This is a genomic window from Arcanobacterium sp. S3PF19 (assembly GCF_000758825.1).
In the GTDB taxonomy this organism is placed as follows: Bacteria; Actinomycetota; Actinomycetes; order Actinomycetales; family Actinomycetaceae; genus Arcanobacterium_A.
In genome coordinates, this window is sequence record NZ_JRMX01000014.1 from 65,716 (window position 1) to 81,287 (window position 15,572).

A 15,572-nucleotide genomic window follows, 5' to 3' on the forward strand; every position below is an offset into this window, starting at 1 on the left:
CAGTCGGCAGACGGGCACCGGCGCAGATACCGCGCAAACACGATTCCTGTTTTGCCGCGATACACCAAAACAAACGGTAAAGGGGTGGGATGAACCGAATTCCCGGTTCATCCCACCCCTTTACCGTGCCTAAGTTATAATCAGAACATGGCAGGTTTGCTCTCTCCCGATTCCCGTGTGTATCAAAGCTGGTCACTCGCCGCAGATCTCGTGATTCTGAACTGGCTCACCATCATCGGCAGTATTCCCCTCTTCACCGCAGGGGCGTCCCTCGCGGCAACAACGCGCGTTACGGCGGAAATGGTACGCGAAGAGGAAACATACGTTGTGCGCTCGTGGTGGAAATACTACAGAGAAAACTTTCGCCAGGCGGAAACGGTCTGGATTCCCGCCTTTGTGCTTTACCTCGGATTCTGGCTGGAACAAAGATACCTGAAAGACATCCCGGCCGTAAAAGCCGCTTCCGCACTGACCGGGCTGGTCTTCGCCGGCGCTCTTTTACTCACCGCGTTTTTAATCTGGTATTTTCCGCTGATTACACATTTTTCCAACACTATACCCAACCACTGCGCAAATGCCGCGCGGCTTGCGTTTCTCTGCCTGCCCCGAACTGCGGCCGCGCTGCTGATTTTCATTTTGCCGTTTGCGCTGCCGGTTTTTTTCCCCGGTATGGTCAATGCGGTAGGGTGTTTCATGGTGGCAGTGGGGATCTCATTTTTCATCTACCTGACCGCACTGCTGCAAAAATCCGTGCTTGCAAAACTCGGTAAAAACAAAGCCTAAGCCGGCAAAACACGAACCGGCCGCGCGAAATGCGCCCGGAAGAAACAGAAGGAAGTATTTTGAACACAGTTTCCGCTTCAGATACGGCCAAACCGTCTGCCGTGGATTTTGACGTGATTATCGTCGGCGCGGGTGTAGCCGGCTGCGTAGCCGCCATCGAACTGGCAAGAGCCGGAAAAGATGTGGCCGTGATCGAACGCGGCGTCCAGCCCGGGGCAAAAAATCTTTCGGGCGGAATCTTTTATTCGCGCATAATGGAAGAAATACTGCCCAATTTCCTTTCCGAGGCACCGGTGGAACGCAAAATAACACGCAATGTGCTCTCTTTTCTCAACGAAAATTCACATGTAAACATCGACTACTGGGACCGGCGTCTGGCATCCCCGGTAAACGCCGTATCGGTGCTGCGCGGAAAACTTGACCTGTGGCTTTCCGAGCAGGCAGAAGAAGCCGGGGCGATGATTATGCCGGGAGTGATGGCAGACCGTCTGCTGCGCGGGGAAAACGGAAACATATTCGGAATCGGTGCCGGGGACGAGCAGATCACCGCCCATCTCGTGCTTGCCGCGGACGGAGTAAATTCCTTCCTCGCCCGGGACGCCGGGATCAGGAAAAAAGCTCCCAACAAACAGCTTGCCGTGGGAATAAAAACGGTAATCGCTCTGCCCCGAAACACCATAGAACAGCGCTTTGGCCTCAACAGAGACGAAAACGACGGCTGCGCGTTTGCGATGGTTGGAGATGCCACACAGGGCGTTGCCGGAGGCGGGTTTCTCTACACAAATACCGATTCGGTCTCTGCCGGCGTTGTTCTGCGCCTGGACGACCTGCAGCGCAGCGGACTTTCCGCGGCCGGGATCCACGACCGTTTTCTTGCGCATCCCGCAGTCGCTCCCTATCTGGCAGACGGAAAAGTGCTTGAATACGGCTGCCATCTGACCATTGAAGACGGTCCGGCGCTTTCCCGACAGCCTCTGACGGCACCGGGATTAATGCTGATCGGAGACGCGGCGGGCTTCACTCTCAACACGGGAATGACGATCCGCGGAATGGATTTGGCTGCCGAATCGGCACGTCTGGCTGCCCGGACAGCCGTCGAAGCCCTTGCCGCAGAGGATTTCTCGGAAGAATTTCTTTCCTCGTATCCCCAAAAAATCAATGCCTCCCCGATGGGAAAAGACCTGCGGCTGTATTCGCGGACCCCGGCGTTTTTGGACAGTCCGCGGCTGTATGGGAAATACGGAAACATGGCTGCGGATATATTCTATGAGCTTTACAATATCGACCTGCGTCCGCGGAAAAAACTTTCTAAAATTGTTATGCGGGCGCTGCGGCGCAGCGGGATCGGAATTACGGAGGGAATCCGCGATGCATACAATGCACTTCGGGCACTGTGAACCGAACGGCACCCCCGGCCTTTCGCCCGCTCTTCTTTTCGCCGCCGGCGGCGGGCACGGGCAGCGGGAAGATGGCAGATACGCTGACGGCAGGCGGGAAAGTTACGGCACGAACAATGTATGAACGACTTGCACACACACATTTTGAAACAGACGATGTCTGCCATATAACGATAGATGCAGAGCGGATCCGCGAAGCGGGGATTGCCGCCACACTGGTCAAAATCTGCCCGGCGCAGGTATATTCGCAAAACGAGGCAGGCGATCTGGAAGCGGAATTTGCCGCCTGCCTGGAATGCGGAACATGCCGGCAGATAGCGCCGCAAAACGCTTTGCAGTGGCATTACCCGCGCGGAGGATTCGGCGTGGAATACCGGCAGGGCTAGCCTGCGTAAACTGTTACATCTGATGCCGGTATGCCCACCAGTGGATGGCAATCGCCGCCGCAGCCGCCACATTCATGGAACGCGTCGAGCCAAACTGCGGGATATACACCGCTTTTTCACACCGGGCCAGCAGACCGGGAGAAATCCCTTTCGACTCCTGGCCAAATACCAGCACACACTTTTCCGGCAGCTGTGTATGCTCCATCTGCACGGAACCGTCCATGTTGTCCACAGCTACGGGCGTATAGCCGTTTTCATGTGCCCAACGCACAAAATCCTCGGGCCCGGGATGATGGTACACGTGCATATAACGGTCCGTGACCATCGCTCCGCGCCGATTCCATTTATGACGCCCCACAATGTGCGCGCCGCCCACATTAAAGGCATTTCCCGTGCGCACAATAGACCCGATATTCAGATCGTGTTCCAGATTCTCGATTGCGATATGCAGCGCGGAGCGGCTCAGATCCAAATCCGCTTTAATCGCCTCCACCGTCCAATAGCGGTATTTGTCTACCACGTTGCGCCTGTCTCCCTCACGCAGCAACTGCCGGTCGTAACGCGCGTCCCGGGGAAGTTCGCCCTCCCACGGACCGACTCCGGGAGACTGTGTGCGGTAATCCGGATCGTTTTGATCCAATATCCGCTTCTTTCCGTTTTCGGCTTCTGCCCCGAATTCCATTACCGCCCCCGTCCGGACATTTTCGGCCCGGCTATTTTTCGCACGAGCACCCGGGGCGAAAACTTCAGCGCCCCGTAAGCAACTTTATATATCGGCGAGGGAACGGCAAGCACCCTGCCCCGCCGCGCGGCGTTAAGGGCACTTTCCGCAACCCGGCGCAAATCCAGAAACATCCATTCTTTCCACTGTGTGGCGTCCACTTTTGCCCGTCGGTGAAAATCGGTATGCATCAGCCCGGGCAGCACTGCGGTAACTCTCACGCCCGTTCCTTTCAGATCCGCCGCAAGCCCCTCGGTGAATACTTTTACCCATGCTTTATGCGCCGAATAGGTACCCTGCACCGTCATGGAGCTGATCGAAGCCACGTTGATAATGCTTCCCCTGCCCCGTTTCACCATCTCGTTCACAGCCGCATGCGTCAGCACAAGTACAGCCGTAACCATCACGTTCAGCGCCTCGGTTTCCCGCCGGCGCGAACCGCCGACGAAATCCTGCCCAAGTCCCATTCCCGCATTGTTGATCAGCAGCGTAACCGGGTTTTCCCGGGAGCGCAGGCGGCGCACAACCCGTTCTCTGTCATCCGGTTTCGTCAAATCTGCAGGCAGGACTTCCACTCTTACGTTGTCTGCCTTCTGTGTTTCGCGGGCAATCGCGTTCAGGCGCTCTTCGTTGCGCGCCACAAGCACCAAATTGTTTCCTTCGGCAGCCAAAATCCGGGCAAATTCTTTTCCCAAGCCGGATCCCGCACCCGTAATTAACGCTGTTCCCATAGGTTTAGGGTAACGCCGCACCGCGGAAATGTACATTTGCGCCCCCACTTCCTCCATTCTCTCTGTTGCCCGGGCGGCACGCGGCGGGTAGGCTGGTGGCGATGAAACTTGCAACATGGAATATCAACTCCGCGCGCGCCCGCTTCGAAAGAATTTTGGATGTGCTTAAACGCCACGATTTGGATATTTTGGCACTGCAGGAAACAAAATGCAGCGCTGCGCAGTTTCCGCGCGCACAGTTCACACAAGCGGGATATTACGTGACCGCGCACGGCTTCGACCAATGGAACGGAGTCGCCGTCATTTCGCGTTATCCGCAGACGAATATCCGTTTTTCTTTTCCCGGGCAGCCCGGTTTCACAAAAGGCGAGGCCCGCGCGGGCGGGTTTCTGCCCGGAGAGCCGGAGGCACGGGCCCTGGGCGTGAACGTCGGGGGAATCGACGTATGGAGTCTGTATGTGCCAAACGGCAGAGCCGTAACGGATCCGCACTATTTTTACAAACTGGCTTTTTTGCAGGCACTGCATGGATATATGGAAGAGCGGCTGGGCGAAGATCCGAAAGAGCAGATTGCGCTTGCCGGAGACTGGAACATTATTCCCGGGGACGACGACGTGTGGGATCCGTGGGAGATGCCCGACGGTTTATATCTGACCGCGCAGGAACGCGATGCGTTTTTCTCTTTCCAAGATCTCGGCTTTTCCGAAGTGAGCAGAGGATTCGTAACGGGTTACACCTACTGGGATTATCAGCGGCTACGGTTTGCAAAGAATCACGGAATGCGTATCGATTACGTCTATGCTTCCCCGTCTCTGGCAAAGAAAGCAATAGGCGCGGAAATTGACCGCGACGAGCGGAAAGGAAAAGGAGCCTCCGACCATGTGCCGGTAATCGTGGATTTTGCCTGAAATCCGTCCGCGGTGCTTTGGGATTCTTTTTTCTGTACGCCCGGATGCACTTTCGGTGCCGCGGCCAAAATACAGTGCCGCTCAGCCCGAACGCATCATGTTTGTCAGCGCAGGCCAGAAAGCGATATGCTCCCGGGAAAAATTCCGCGCCCCCAGAAACACTCCTGCCCGCTTCACCTGCGGATCCACCCAGATAAACGAGCCGGAACGGCCAAAATGCCCAAATGTATCCGCGCTGAAAAGGCTTCCGAGCCAATGCGGATGTTTCGTGCCGCGAATCGAAAAACCCAGACCCCACGCATTGTCTTTCTGTTTTCCGTACCCCGGGAGAATCCCCGAAATTCCCGCAAACTGCACCGAAGCCGCAGCTTTGAGCGCGGCGGGCGGGATCAGTGTGGGAGAAAGAAGTTCGGCGGCAAAACGCATCAGAGAATCGAGGGTGGCGTAGCCGCCGAAAGCGGCAGAGCCGCGAATCGTGCAGGTGTCCATTTTCAGCGGAAGAAAAAGGTTCTTTTCAATATACGCGGCGGCGGGCATACCGCTTTTTTCCGCGATATACTCCGCTATCAGGTCGTATCCGAAATTGGAATAAATACGCCTGGTGCCGGGGGCGGCGAGCGCGCCGCCCCGTTCGGGAGGCAGACCCGAAGCATGCGCAAGCAGATGGCGCAATGTGGATCCCGGCGGGCCGGCGGTATCTTCCGCGCGAAAAATACCGCGTTCGATGCCGATCAGAACGGCATAGGCCACAAGCGGTTTCGTCACCGAAGCGAGCGGAAAAACGACGTCTGGATCTCCCGCAAGAAGCCTGATTCCCGCCCTATCGAGGACGGCATAGGCGTGCGGAAAAGAAAATCCGTCTGCGCTCGGGGAAGAAAAATCCATATCCCAAGAGTATCCGCATTTTCCGGATTATCACACGTTAAAGACGCAAAATCCGCCGATATTGATGTGAAATAGGTTTCTTTTCATTTTTAGGGTAAACTAAGTGATATGGAATACAATTTTTCAGCGTCGCAAAATTCGATATTTACATCGGCACCCGATCCGCTGCTCGATCTGCACACAAAGCCGTGTGCGCCGGATCTCTATGCCCCGCAGACATTTCACAGGTCGGCGGGCAATGCGGGCAGACCGTGCCGGGAGTGCATCTATGCCGCCAACCCCGCATTTCAGTCATCATGGAATGCGCATCCCTCGCAACTCTCCCGTCGGGGGGCCGGGCAGGTTCCCTCCTCCGCGTACACACCGGAAGACAGTGGCGAAAAAAATATTCTCAATACCATTTTCGACACATTGTTTAGGTGGTAAACGCCTACATTCGAAATTTGCGCAAAAACGGGTGGGCGTGAAAACTCTTTCACGCCCACCCGTTGCCTTACGCACAGTTATTTCACAGTGATCCGCAGACGGCAGCCCGCCGGCGCATCCGGATCGCTTTCTGTGCTGCCGGCCGGTCCGTCTTCCGGGCCCGCGGCATCCACGCTCAGCGTATCGCCGTCATGCACTTTCCCTGCAAGCAGCATCTTTGCCAGCCGATCCCCGATTTCTCTTTGAATCAGCCGTTTCAGCGGACGCGCTCCGTACACCGGATCATATCCGTCCACCGTAAGCACATCCTTCGCCGCCTCGGTCAGTTCCAGCGTAATCCGCCTGTCTGCCAGACGCTTCAGGATCTGCGCAACCTGCAAATCCACAATCTTCGCCATCTGTTCCATCGTCAGCGGCTCAAACATGATAATGTCGTCCAGACGGTTGAGGAACTCCGGCTTAAAGTGCGCACGCACGGCCGCCATTACGCCCTCATTCTTTTCCTTCGCGTCCAGCTGCGGATTGCTCAGGAACTGCGAGCCGAGATTGGACGTAAGAATCAGAATCGTATTGCGGAAATCAACCGTCCGTCCCTGACCGTCCGTCAGACGCCCGTCGTCAAGCACCTGCAGCAGAATGTCAAATACTTCCGGGTGTGCCTTTTCCACTTCGTCCAGCAGAACCACACCGTAGGGGCGCCGGCGCACGGCTTCCGTAAGCTGTCCGCCCTCTTCGTAGCCCACATACCCCGGAGGCGCTCCGACCAGCCGCGAAACGGAATGTTTCTCCGAATACTCCGACATATCGATCCGCACCATTGCCCGCTCGTCGTCAAAGAGAAAATCGGCAAGCGTTTTCGCCAGTTCCGTCTTTCCCACTCCCGTAGGCCCGAGGAAAAGGAACGAGCCGGTTGGGCGGTTCGGATCGGAAATCCCTGCGCGGGAACGGCGGACCGCATCCGATACGGAACGCACGGCACGCTCCTGCCCGATCAGACGCTTTCCGAGACAGCTTTCCATCTCAAGCAGTTTCTCGGTTTCACCCTGCATCAGACGTCCCATGGGAACGCCCGTCCAGGAAGAAACCACCTCGGCAATTTCGTCCGCATCTACCTTTTCGGCAATCATCGGAGCGGTTTCGCTCTGTTTGCCCTCGGCAGCCTCACTCTTGGCAATCTGCGCTTCCACCTGCGGAATATCGCCGTTTTGAATCCTGCCGGCATCCTCATAGCGTCCCTCGCGAATTGCTTTCTCCAACTGTGTGCGCAGCTCGTCCAGACGCACGCGCAGATCACCGACTTTGTTCCGGCCTGCTTTTTCCGCTTCCCAGCGGGCATTTAAAGCACTCAGCTCCTCGCTTTTGTCCGCAAGTTCGGCTTCCAGCTTCTCTCTGCGGTCTGCCGCGGCAGGATCGTCGCTGCCCGTCTCCTCCAAATAGGCTTTCTCCATTTTCAGCCTATTCACCTGGCGCGTAAGCACATCGATTTCCTCCGGCGAAGAATCCAGTTCCATGCGCAGACGCGAAGCGGCTTCATCGACCAGATCAATTGCCTTGTCGGGAAGCTGCCGGCCCGAAATGTAACGGTCGGAAAGAGTGGCTGCCGCCACCAGTGCACCGTCGGAAATCGTTACCTTATGGTGTGCCTCGTATTTTGGCGCGATCCCGCGCAGAATGGCGATTGTGTCCTCAACGGACGGCTCGCCTACGTAGACCTGCTGAAAACGGCGTTCGAGGGCCGGATCTTTCTCCACATATTCACGGTATTCGTCAAGCGTGGTCGCCCCCACAAGCCGCAGTTCGCCGCGGGCAAGCATGGGCTTGAGCATATTGCCGGCATCCATAGAACCGTCGCTTCCTCCGCCCGCGCCCACAACCGTGTGCAATTCGTCGATGAACGTTACGACTTCGCCGTTTGAATCCTTGATTTCACGCAGCACCGCCTTCAGCCGCTCTTCAAATTCGCCGCGGTATTTCGCTCCCGCAACCATCGCGGAAATGTCGAGCGCAATCAGTCTCTTTCCGCGCAGGGACTGCGGCACGTCGCCGTCCACGATCCGCTGGGCGAGCCCCTCGACCACTGCGGTTTTTCCCACACCGGGTTCGCCGATCAGCACGGGGTTGTTCTTCGTCCTTCGGGAAAGGACCTGCACCACGCGGCGAATTTCCGCATCGCGCCCGATCACCGGATCCAGTTTTCCGTCTCTTGCTTCCTGCGTCAGATCCGTACCGTACTTTTCCAGCGCCTTAAACGTTCCCTCCGGATCGGGGGAAGTGACTTTTGCCGAACCGCGCACGTTTGGCAGAGCGGCAAGAAGGGCTTCGCGCGTGGCACCTGCGGCGCGCAGAATCTCCCCTGCCGAATGCCGGCTCCCGGCCAGGGCAAGCAGCAGATGTTCGGTGGAAATATATGCGTCCCCGAGAGCGGTTGCCTCCTTGCCCGCTGTCTGCAGCGCAAGCGAAAAATTGCGCGAGGGCGAGGGCTGCGCCACATTTTCCCCGCTTGCACCGGGAAGTGCGGCAAGGGAAGCGGATGTACGCGAAGCCACGTCGTTTATCTGTACGCCCACTGCCTGCAGCAGCGCAGCGGCAATTCCCTCAGGCCGGGCAAGCAGAGCGGCCAGCAGATGCGTCGGCTCGAGATGCGGATTACCCGCACTCACCGCCATATCCAGGGCAGCCGAAAGAGCCTCCTGGGATTTAGTAGTCAGTTTGTCCATTGTTCCTCCAAAATCGGGGATACAGGCACATGCCGCATCCCGTAAGTCTTTTCACTATCTGTAACGCACAAAAACTTGAGTCTATTCCACTCAAGTTTATTTTGCGGCACCCTGCGCCGGCGGCTCACAGAAACATATCGGCGGAAAACATCCACGGGCGCAGCACGGCCTGCTCCGGGGAAAACACCGACAGAAATTCTTCGGCACTGCCCACGGGCGGAAACCCGAGGGAAACAGACATTTTCTCCAGCAAATCGGGCACACCGACGCCCAAATCCCGCAGACGGCCCAGCGTTACCGCACCGTCACGCTTTGCCAGACGGACCCCGCGCGAATTGAGCACCAGCGGCACATGGGCATATTCCGGCTGCCCATAGCCCAAAATCCGCTGCAGATAAATCTGCCTGGGCGTGGAGGGCAGCAAATCGTCTCCGCGCACAATCTGCGTTATTCCCATCAGGGCATCGTCGACAATGGCCGTAAAATTATAGGAAAACACGCCGTCACCGCGGCACAGCACAAGGTCGTCCACCGCCCCCGTATAATCTCCGCAAAAACGGTCGTGCAGCGAAATCGCCGGTGTATCGGTTTTCAGCCGCAACGCGGGCCCTCTGTGCTCCAGTTTCGCCAAACGCACTGCGCGTTCTTCCGCGGTTAAATTTCGGCACGTCCCCGGATATGAGCCCGGCGGACGGTGCGGCGCGGAAGCAACCTGTGCCAAATCCCGGCGCGTGCAGTAACATTCATAAAGCAGACCCCGCCTGCGCAGTCCGTCGAGAATGCCGGTGTATATATCAAGACGCCGGGACTGCCGGATAATTTCCCCGTCCCAGTCAATGCCCAGCAGCTCCAGATCACGCAGCTGCACGGCCTCGTAAGCAGCACGGGAACGCTCATCAAGATCTTCAATCCGCAGCCGAAATTCCAGACCGTCGTGACGGGCGAGCGCCCACGCCAGCAAAGCGGTACGCAGATTTCCCACATGCAGTTCACCGGAAGGAGACGGAGCGTAGCGTCCCGCTCCGCGTTTCGCTTCTCCCGGGGACGCAGAGTGCCCGGGCTGTGATTTTCCGGCCGTCACCTGATCCGGATTTCCATACATTCTTCTTCCCCCAGACCGCGTTTTTCATTTTCGCACCGCGGGGGAAAAGACGCACCGGCGCAGAGAGAAAAACCCAGAGCGTCCAATGCTTCCCCGATCTGCCGCGCAAAACCAGTCCGCGGAGAGAAACAGGCCAGCGCGGGCATATCTCCCAGAGAACGGCGCAGAAGTATTCGCAGCACCTGCGCGGCATCGAAACCGCTTTCCCGCAGATCGGACAGCGCAATCCATTCCGCTCCGATCAGGCGCACGGCCCCCGCACCGAGAGCTCTTGCACGCAGACAGCCCAAAATTTTGCCGTCCTTCTCCGCCAGCCAATACGTGCAGTCCCGGGAAAAGGAAATTTCCTCCGCCAGCCGGGCTCCCGATCCTTTGAAATAGGCATCCGTCAGAGGCAGCATCGCCTGCGCATCCGATGCCAAAGCCTGCCGAACCGTAAACTTAAACGCCATAACACCATTTTATGCATGTAACGGCAAAAACGGGAAACGCGGGTTTCCCATTTTCCGCGCGCGTACTATCCTAAAAACATGGCGAAAAAACATCGGCAAGCAGGCACGCCCGTACTCCGGGCCCTGCAGGCGGCAGGCATAAAATACAGGCTTTACGAATACGAACATTCTTCCGTGATGGAACACGGATACGCTCTCGACACCGCCGACGTACTCGGATTGGATCCCGCCCTTATTTACAAAACGCTCCTGATAGAGGACGAAAAAGAAAATCCCGCCGTGGCCGTCGTGCCCGCCACACAGAAGCTGAGTCTGAAACTGATGGCAAAAGCCCTCGGCGTTAAAAGCGTAAAAATGCCCGAGCCTGCCAAAGCCGAACGGATCACCGGATACGTAACGGGGGGAATCTCGCCGATAGGGCAAAAACGGGCACTGCGCACCGTAATCGACTCCGATGCCGAAAAACTTCCGCAGATGCTGGTCTCCGGCGGGAAGCGTTCACTGTCTGTCGGAATTTCCCCCGCGGATCTGATTCGGCTCACAGGGGCAAAAGTTGCCCCGATTACCGCCAATAAGGATGGATAAGATCGCGCGGCTGCCACAGCACCATGTCGCGGGAGTCGCGTTCCTCACGCAGAATTTTGCGCAGGGTACCCAAACGGTCGGCCATCGTCACGCTCCCGATGGAATCGGCGGCAAAAACACGTTTTTCGCGTTCTGTGCGCCGCAGCAGCTCATTGTGCAGAAATTCGGCTGCGGCCGTCACTTTTTCCAGTTTTGCGGAAAGCTTCTCCCCGCGTTCGCGAAGTTTGGCCACCTCATCCATCAGTTCCATGATTCGGGCGATACCTGCCAGATTCACTCCCCCGTCCTGCGAAAGATGCTGAATCTCCAGCAGTTTGTCTACGTCGTTGAGTGAATAGCGGCGTCCGCCGCCGCGCGTCCTGTGCGCCACAACGAGCCCCAGACGGTCGTACTGACGCACAGTCTGCGGATGCATTCCCGCCAGTTCGGCGGCTACGGACACCGTAAGCAGCGGCGCGGAACGGGATATCTGTGCCATCTCACACCTGCGCCATCTTCATGAACTCGGCGCGCGGATCGGCGTCCTGCGTAGATTTGCGGAAAGCCTCAACCGCCGCACGGGTTTCGTCGGACATCTTCTTGGGCACAACCACCTTCAGCCGTGCATACAGATCGCCCGCTTTCCCCTGCGCGCCGGAAATTCCCTGTCCGCGCACACGCAGCAGTTTGTCGGAAGAAGACCCCGCGGGGATCTTCACTTTCACCGTCGATCCGTTCAGAGTCGGAATCTCCGCCTCTGCGCCCAAGGCCGCCTCGGCAAACGACACCGGCACATTCACATATACATCTCTGCCTTTCAGCTCGTACACGGGATGCGGTTCAACGTTTACCTCAAGCAGGATGTCTCCCGGGGCGCCGCCGTTTCTTCCCGGGGCGCCTTTCCCGGCAATCCTTACTTTCCGGCCGTTGCCGATTCCTGCCGGAATACGCGCGGCAATGCTGCGGCCCTCCACGGAGATATGCAGTGTCGTCCCCTTTGCCGCTTCACGCAGCGGAATGGAAACCTTGGCCCGCACATCCTCTCCGCGCTGCGGACGCCGGGCAAACCCTCCGAAACCGCCGAAACTGCTGCCGCGTGCGCCCCGGGAGCCGAACATTCCCGAAAGAACATCCTCAAACCCTGCCGAACCGCCTTTGGTCTGAAAACGGACGTTGCCGCCGTTAAACATCGAATACACGTCTTCGAAACCGCCGTTGCCGCCGGGAGCAAAACGCGCACCGCCGCCGCCCATGGCGCGCAAAGCGTCGTACTGCCTGCGGTCCTGCTCATTGGACAGCACCTGATAGGCTTCGGAAATCTGCTTGAATTTCTCTTCGGCCGCCTTGTCTCCCGGATTCTGATCCGGGTGGTACCTGCGCGCCAGCTTTCGGTAAGCCTTTTTCACCTGCTCAGCCGTTGCCGTTTTTTCCACTCCAAGAACTTTGTAAAAATCTTTTTGCATCCAATCCTGGCTTGCCATCACGCATCACCTCCGATTTTGTTCCATATATCCGCGATAGGCATTTTGTTGTTTTTTCCGGGCATTAATTCAGACATCATTGCGGGGAGACCACGCCGACCCGCGCCGGACGCAGAATCTTCTCCCCCTGCCTGTATCCCAGCTGAATCAGCTGTGCCACCTGTTCCGATTCCACATCGGAAGATGTTTGGTGCATCAGTGCCTCATGCAGCTGCGGATCAAATTTATCTCCGACGGCCCCGAAACGCTCCAAATTAAAATTCGTGCGCAGAGTCTGCTCCAGCTCATCTACGACTTTGCCCGCACCGCCGGTCAGATCTCCGTGTTCGCGGGCCAAATGCGCATTGTCCAGCACGCCCAAAAGCGCTTCCAGAACCCTGCCGATACCCTGCTCGCGGGCGTTCGTCTGCTCCTGCTTTGCCCGCTTCACGTAATTGCCGTATTCTTGGCGCAGGTTGTAAAGATCGGCATTGCACCGCGCAAGACTGTCTTCCAGCTCGGTAATTTTCAGCAAAGCCTTATCCAGGGGCGAAAGCTCTTCGGCTGCGGCGTCCGTTCCGCTTTCCGTCTCCCGGTCCTCACCGTGCGGCTCCGGTTTCTCCTGCGACGGACCGCCGTGAATACCCGAAACTTCGTCTTCCTGCGGTGTCGGCTTCTCTTCGTTGTTCAATTCTTCCCCCTTTGGCTGTCTGTCTTTTCGCTGCGGCAGAGTGTCCGACAGACCTGCCGGACAAAATCCGCAGCCCGAAATCCTCGTATTTTCGGGTGGGCGCCCGCAGGCGCCCACCCGAAGAATGGGAACATTTAACGGTTACTTCTGCTCCCCGTCGTCGTCCACAATCTCCGCATCCACAACATCATCGGCATTCGGAGTTTCCGCTGCGGCGTCTCCGGCCGCATTCTGCGTTCCCTCCGCCTGCGTCTGCGCATACAGAGCCTCGCCGATCTTCTGCGACTTCTCGTTCAGCGTTTCCTGTGCCTTCTTGATGGCCTCGGTATCCTCGCCTTCCAGAGCCTTACGCAAGGCGTCGTTCGCTTCCTTAACTTCCGTCACCACAGAGTCGTCCAGCTTTTCCGCATTGTCTTTCAGCAGCTTGTCAATCGCATACACCTGCTGCTCCGCCGCGTTGCGCACATCGGCTTCTTCCCTGCGCTTTTCGTCTTCGGCAGCATGCTCTTCGGCTTCCTTCACCATCCGGTCGATGTCTTCTTTCGACAGTGCCGAACCGCCGGTAATCGTAACCGACTGCTCCTTGCCCGTGCCACGGTCTTTTGCCGAAACATGGACGATACCGTTGGCGTCGATGTCGAAAGTAACTTCGATCTGCGGCATTCCGCGCGGAGCCGGGGCAATCCCGGTCAGCTCGAAGGTGCCGAGGAGCTTGTTGTCACGGGCAAACGAACGCTCGCCCTGGTAGACCTGAATCAGCACGGAAGGCTGATTGTCTTCCGCAGTGGAGAACACTTCGCTGCGCTTGGTCGGAATAGCGGTGTTGCGCTCGATGAGCTTGGTCATCACGCCGCCCTTGGTTTCAATGCCGAGAGAAAGCGGAGTGACATCGATCAGCAGTACATCCGTACGGTCTCCCGAAATCACACCTGCCTGCAGAGCGGCACCCACGGCAACTACCTCATCGGGGTTTACGCCCTTGTTCGGTTCGCGCCCGCCGGTCAGCTCCTTCACAACCTCGGTTACCGCCGGCATTCTTGTGGAACCGCCGACGAGAACCACATGGTCGATCTGCGACAGCTTGATTCCTGCGTCCTCAATCACCTTCCTGAACGGTACCTTCGTCCGCTCCAGCAGATCTTTCGTCATCTCTTCAAACTTTGCCCGGGTGAGCTTTTCATCCAAATGGATCGGCCCGTTCTCCGTCATCGAAAGATACTGCAGAGTGATATTGGTGGACGTGGCGGAAGAAAGCTCCTTCTTTGCCTGCTCCGCCGCTTCCTTCAGACGCTGCAGTGCGATCTTGTCTTTCGACAGGTCGGCTCCGTAATTCGTCTTTACCCGGTCTACCAGCCAGTCAACAATCCGCTGATCCCAGTCGTCGCCGCCGAGACGGTTGTCGCCGGAAGTTGCGCGGACCTGAATAGTGGAGAAATCGTCGTCGTCCTTACCGACTTCCAGCAGGGACACATCGAACGTTCCGCCGCCCAGGTCGAACACAAGAATCAGTTCGTCTTCCTTCCCCTTTTCCAGGCCATAGGCCAAAGCGGCCGCAGTAGGTTCGTTTACGATTCGCTTTACATTCAGACCGGCAATCTGACCTGCGTCCTTGGTTGCCTGACGCTGCGCGTCGTTAAAGTATGCCGGGACGGTGATCACCGCGTCGGTCACGCTTTCGCCAAGGTAGGCCTCGGCGTCCTTCTTCAGTTTTTGCAGAATAAAAGCCGAAATCTGCTGCGGAGTATAGGTCTTGCCGTCTATTTCAACCTTCCAGCTGTTGTCGCCCATATGACGCTTCACGGAAGAAATTGTGCGGTCCACGTTTGTAACCGCCTGACGTTTTGCGATTTCACCCACAAGGATCTCTCCCGTCTTGGAGAATCCTACTACAGACGGGGTTGTGCGCTGCCCTTCCGCATTTGCAATGACGGTCGGCTCGCCGCCTTCCAGTACGGTAACTACCGAATTTGTGGTTCCAAGATCAATGCCTACTGCACGGGCCATAATTATCGTCTCCTTTTAAGTTTCAACGGCTTTGGCCGGCTCTGCGCCGCCCGCCGCCTTTACAGCTAATGGATCAAGTTTGCCCAAGTGAGCTGACTTTCGTCAAACCCACTTAATCATTCTTGAGTCTACTATACTCAACTTCAAAAGATCCAATTTTATTCCCGTGTTGTGAAATAAGATATTTCCGCCGCTTTCGACCCGCAGTTTTACCGCGCCGCCCGGCCGTCCTCTATCACCCCTGCAAAACTGCCGTCTTCGCGCACAGACCCGGCCGGGCGGAAACATTTCGGGCAATGCAGCGGGCAGATGTTCTCCCATAGGAGGGTATCTGCCCGCTGCATT

General features: G+C 57.3%; 15 protein-coding genes. 5 read left to right on the forward strand and 10 right to left on the reverse strand.

Annotated elements, in window-relative coordinates; all coding sequences use genetic code 11:
• Positions 1-147 precede the first annotated feature (147 nt).
• Genes HMPREF1631_RS04600 through HMPREF1631_RS04610 form a run of 3 tightly spaced genes read left to right on the forward strand, consistent with a single transcriptional unit; the run spans position 148 to position 2,566 of the window.
• On the forward strand, positions 148-783 hold the full coding sequence (locus HMPREF1631_RS04600) for a YesL family protein (RefSeq protein ID WP_034232975.1): 636 nt from the start codon (positions 148-150) through the stop codon (positions 781-783).
• A gap of 59 nt (positions 784-842) precedes the next feature.
• Positions 843-2,180: an FAD-dependent oxidoreductase gene (locus HMPREF1631_RS04605; protein ID WP_232215431.1), complete on the forward strand. Its 1,338-nt coding sequence runs from the start codon at positions 843-845 to the stop codon at positions 2,178-2,180.
• Positions 2,177-2,566 (forward strand): ferredoxin family protein, encoded by a 390-nt coding sequence (locus HMPREF1631_RS04610; RefSeq protein ID WP_232215432.1) that lies wholly within the window; start codon positions 2,177-2,179, stop codon positions 2,564-2,566. The genes HMPREF1631_RS04605 and HMPREF1631_RS04610 overlap by 4 nt, the downstream gene beginning before the upstream one ends.
• A 13-nt stretch (positions 2,567-2,579) precedes the next feature.
• Here HMPREF1631_RS04610 and HMPREF1631_RS04615 read toward each other — a convergent pair whose 3' ends face one another.
• Together HMPREF1631_RS04615 and HMPREF1631_RS04620 are read right to left on the reverse strand one after the other, a co-directional pair.
• Entirely contained in the window at positions 2,580-3,248 is a 669-nt protein-coding gene (locus HMPREF1631_RS04615) for a TrmH family RNA methyltransferase (RefSeq protein ID WP_084707451.1), read from the reverse strand.
• Entirely contained in the window at positions 3,248-4,018 is a 771-nt protein-coding gene (locus tag HMPREF1631_RS04620; RefSeq protein WP_034233309.1) for an SDR family oxidoreductase, read from the reverse strand. Before HMPREF1631_RS04620 ends, HMPREF1631_RS04615 begins: the two co-directional genes overlap by 1 nt.
• 101 nt (positions 4,019-4,119) lie before the next feature.
• Here HMPREF1631_RS04620 and HMPREF1631_RS04625 point away from each other — a divergent pair, with 101 nt between their 5' ends.
• Positions 4,120-4,926, forward strand: a complete 807-nt coding sequence (locus HMPREF1631_RS04625; protein WP_034232977.1) for an exodeoxyribonuclease III — start codon at positions 4,120-4,122, stop codon at positions 4,924-4,926.
• Positions 4,927-5,007: 81 nt separating this feature from the next.
• Here HMPREF1631_RS04625 and HMPREF1631_RS04630 read toward each other — a convergent pair whose 3' ends face one another.
• The 4 genes from HMPREF1631_RS04630 to HMPREF1631_RS04650 all read right to left on the reverse strand — a co-directional run bounded on the left by HMPREF1631_RS04630 (position 5,008) and on the right by HMPREF1631_RS04650 (position 10,508).
• Entirely contained in the window at positions 5,008-5,811 is an 804-nt protein-coding gene (locus HMPREF1631_RS04630; RefSeq protein WP_034232979.1) for a serine hydrolase, read from the reverse strand.
• A gap of 503 nt (positions 5,812-6,314) precedes the next feature.
• Complete coding sequence (gene clpB / locus HMPREF1631_RS04640) at positions 6,315-8,954, reverse strand: ATP-dependent chaperone ClpB (RefSeq protein WP_084707453.1); 2,640 nt, start codon at positions 8,952-8,954, stop codon at positions 6,315-6,317.
• A 124-nt stretch (positions 8,955-9,078) separates the two neighbouring features.
• Positions 9,079-10,056 carry a tRNA glutamyl-Q(34) synthetase GluQRS gene (gene gluQRS, locus HMPREF1631_RS04645; protein WP_084707455.1) on the reverse strand — a complete coding sequence of 326 codons (978 nt, stop codon included), beginning with the start codon at positions 10,054-10,056 and terminating at the stop codon, positions 9,079-9,081.
• Positions 10,032-10,508 (reverse strand): hypothetical protein, encoded by a 477-nt coding sequence (locus HMPREF1631_RS04650; RefSeq protein ID WP_034232983.1) that lies wholly within the window; start codon positions 10,506-10,508, stop codon positions 10,032-10,034. Before HMPREF1631_RS04650 ends, gluQRS begins: the two co-directional genes overlap by 25 nt.
• 78 nt (positions 10,509-10,586) lie before the next feature.
• Here HMPREF1631_RS04650 and ybaK point away from each other — a divergent pair, with 78 nt between their 5' ends.
• Complete coding sequence (ybaK, locus tag HMPREF1631_RS04655; RefSeq protein ID WP_034232984.1) at positions 10,587-11,093, forward strand: Cys-tRNA(Pro) deacylase; 507 nt, start codon at positions 10,587-10,589, stop codon at positions 11,091-11,093.
• Here the strand turns inward: ybaK and HMPREF1631_RS04660 are convergent.
• The 4 genes from HMPREF1631_RS04660 to dnaK all read right to left on the reverse strand — a co-directional run bounded on the left by HMPREF1631_RS04660 (position 11,071) and on the right by dnaK (position 15,227).
• Complete coding sequence (locus tag HMPREF1631_RS04660; protein ID WP_034232986.1) at positions 11,071-11,571, reverse strand: heat shock protein transcriptional repressor HspR; 501 nt, start codon at positions 11,569-11,571, stop codon at positions 11,071-11,073. The two genes, ybaK and HMPREF1631_RS04660, sit on opposite strands and share 23 nt — an antisense overlap.
• A 1-nt stretch (position 11,572) precedes the next feature.
• Positions 11,573-12,553 (reverse strand): DnaJ C-terminal domain-containing protein, encoded by a 981-nt coding sequence (locus HMPREF1631_RS04665; RefSeq protein WP_034232988.1) that lies wholly within the window; start codon positions 12,551-12,553, stop codon positions 11,573-11,575.
• A gap of 76 nt (positions 12,554-12,629) precedes the next feature.
• Entirely contained in the window at positions 12,630-13,223 is a 594-nt protein-coding gene (locus HMPREF1631_RS06830; RefSeq protein ID WP_198017374.1) for a nucleotide exchange factor GrpE, read from the reverse strand.
• Between the two features lie 141 nt (positions 13,224-13,364).
• The gene (gene dnaK / locus HMPREF1631_RS04675) at positions 13,365-15,227 is read right to left on the reverse strand and encodes a molecular chaperone DnaK (RefSeq protein ID WP_034232990.1); all 1,863 of its coding nucleotides are present in this window, start codon (positions 15,225-15,227) and stop codon (positions 13,365-13,367) included.
• Positions 15,228-15,572: the final 345 nt, after the last annotated feature.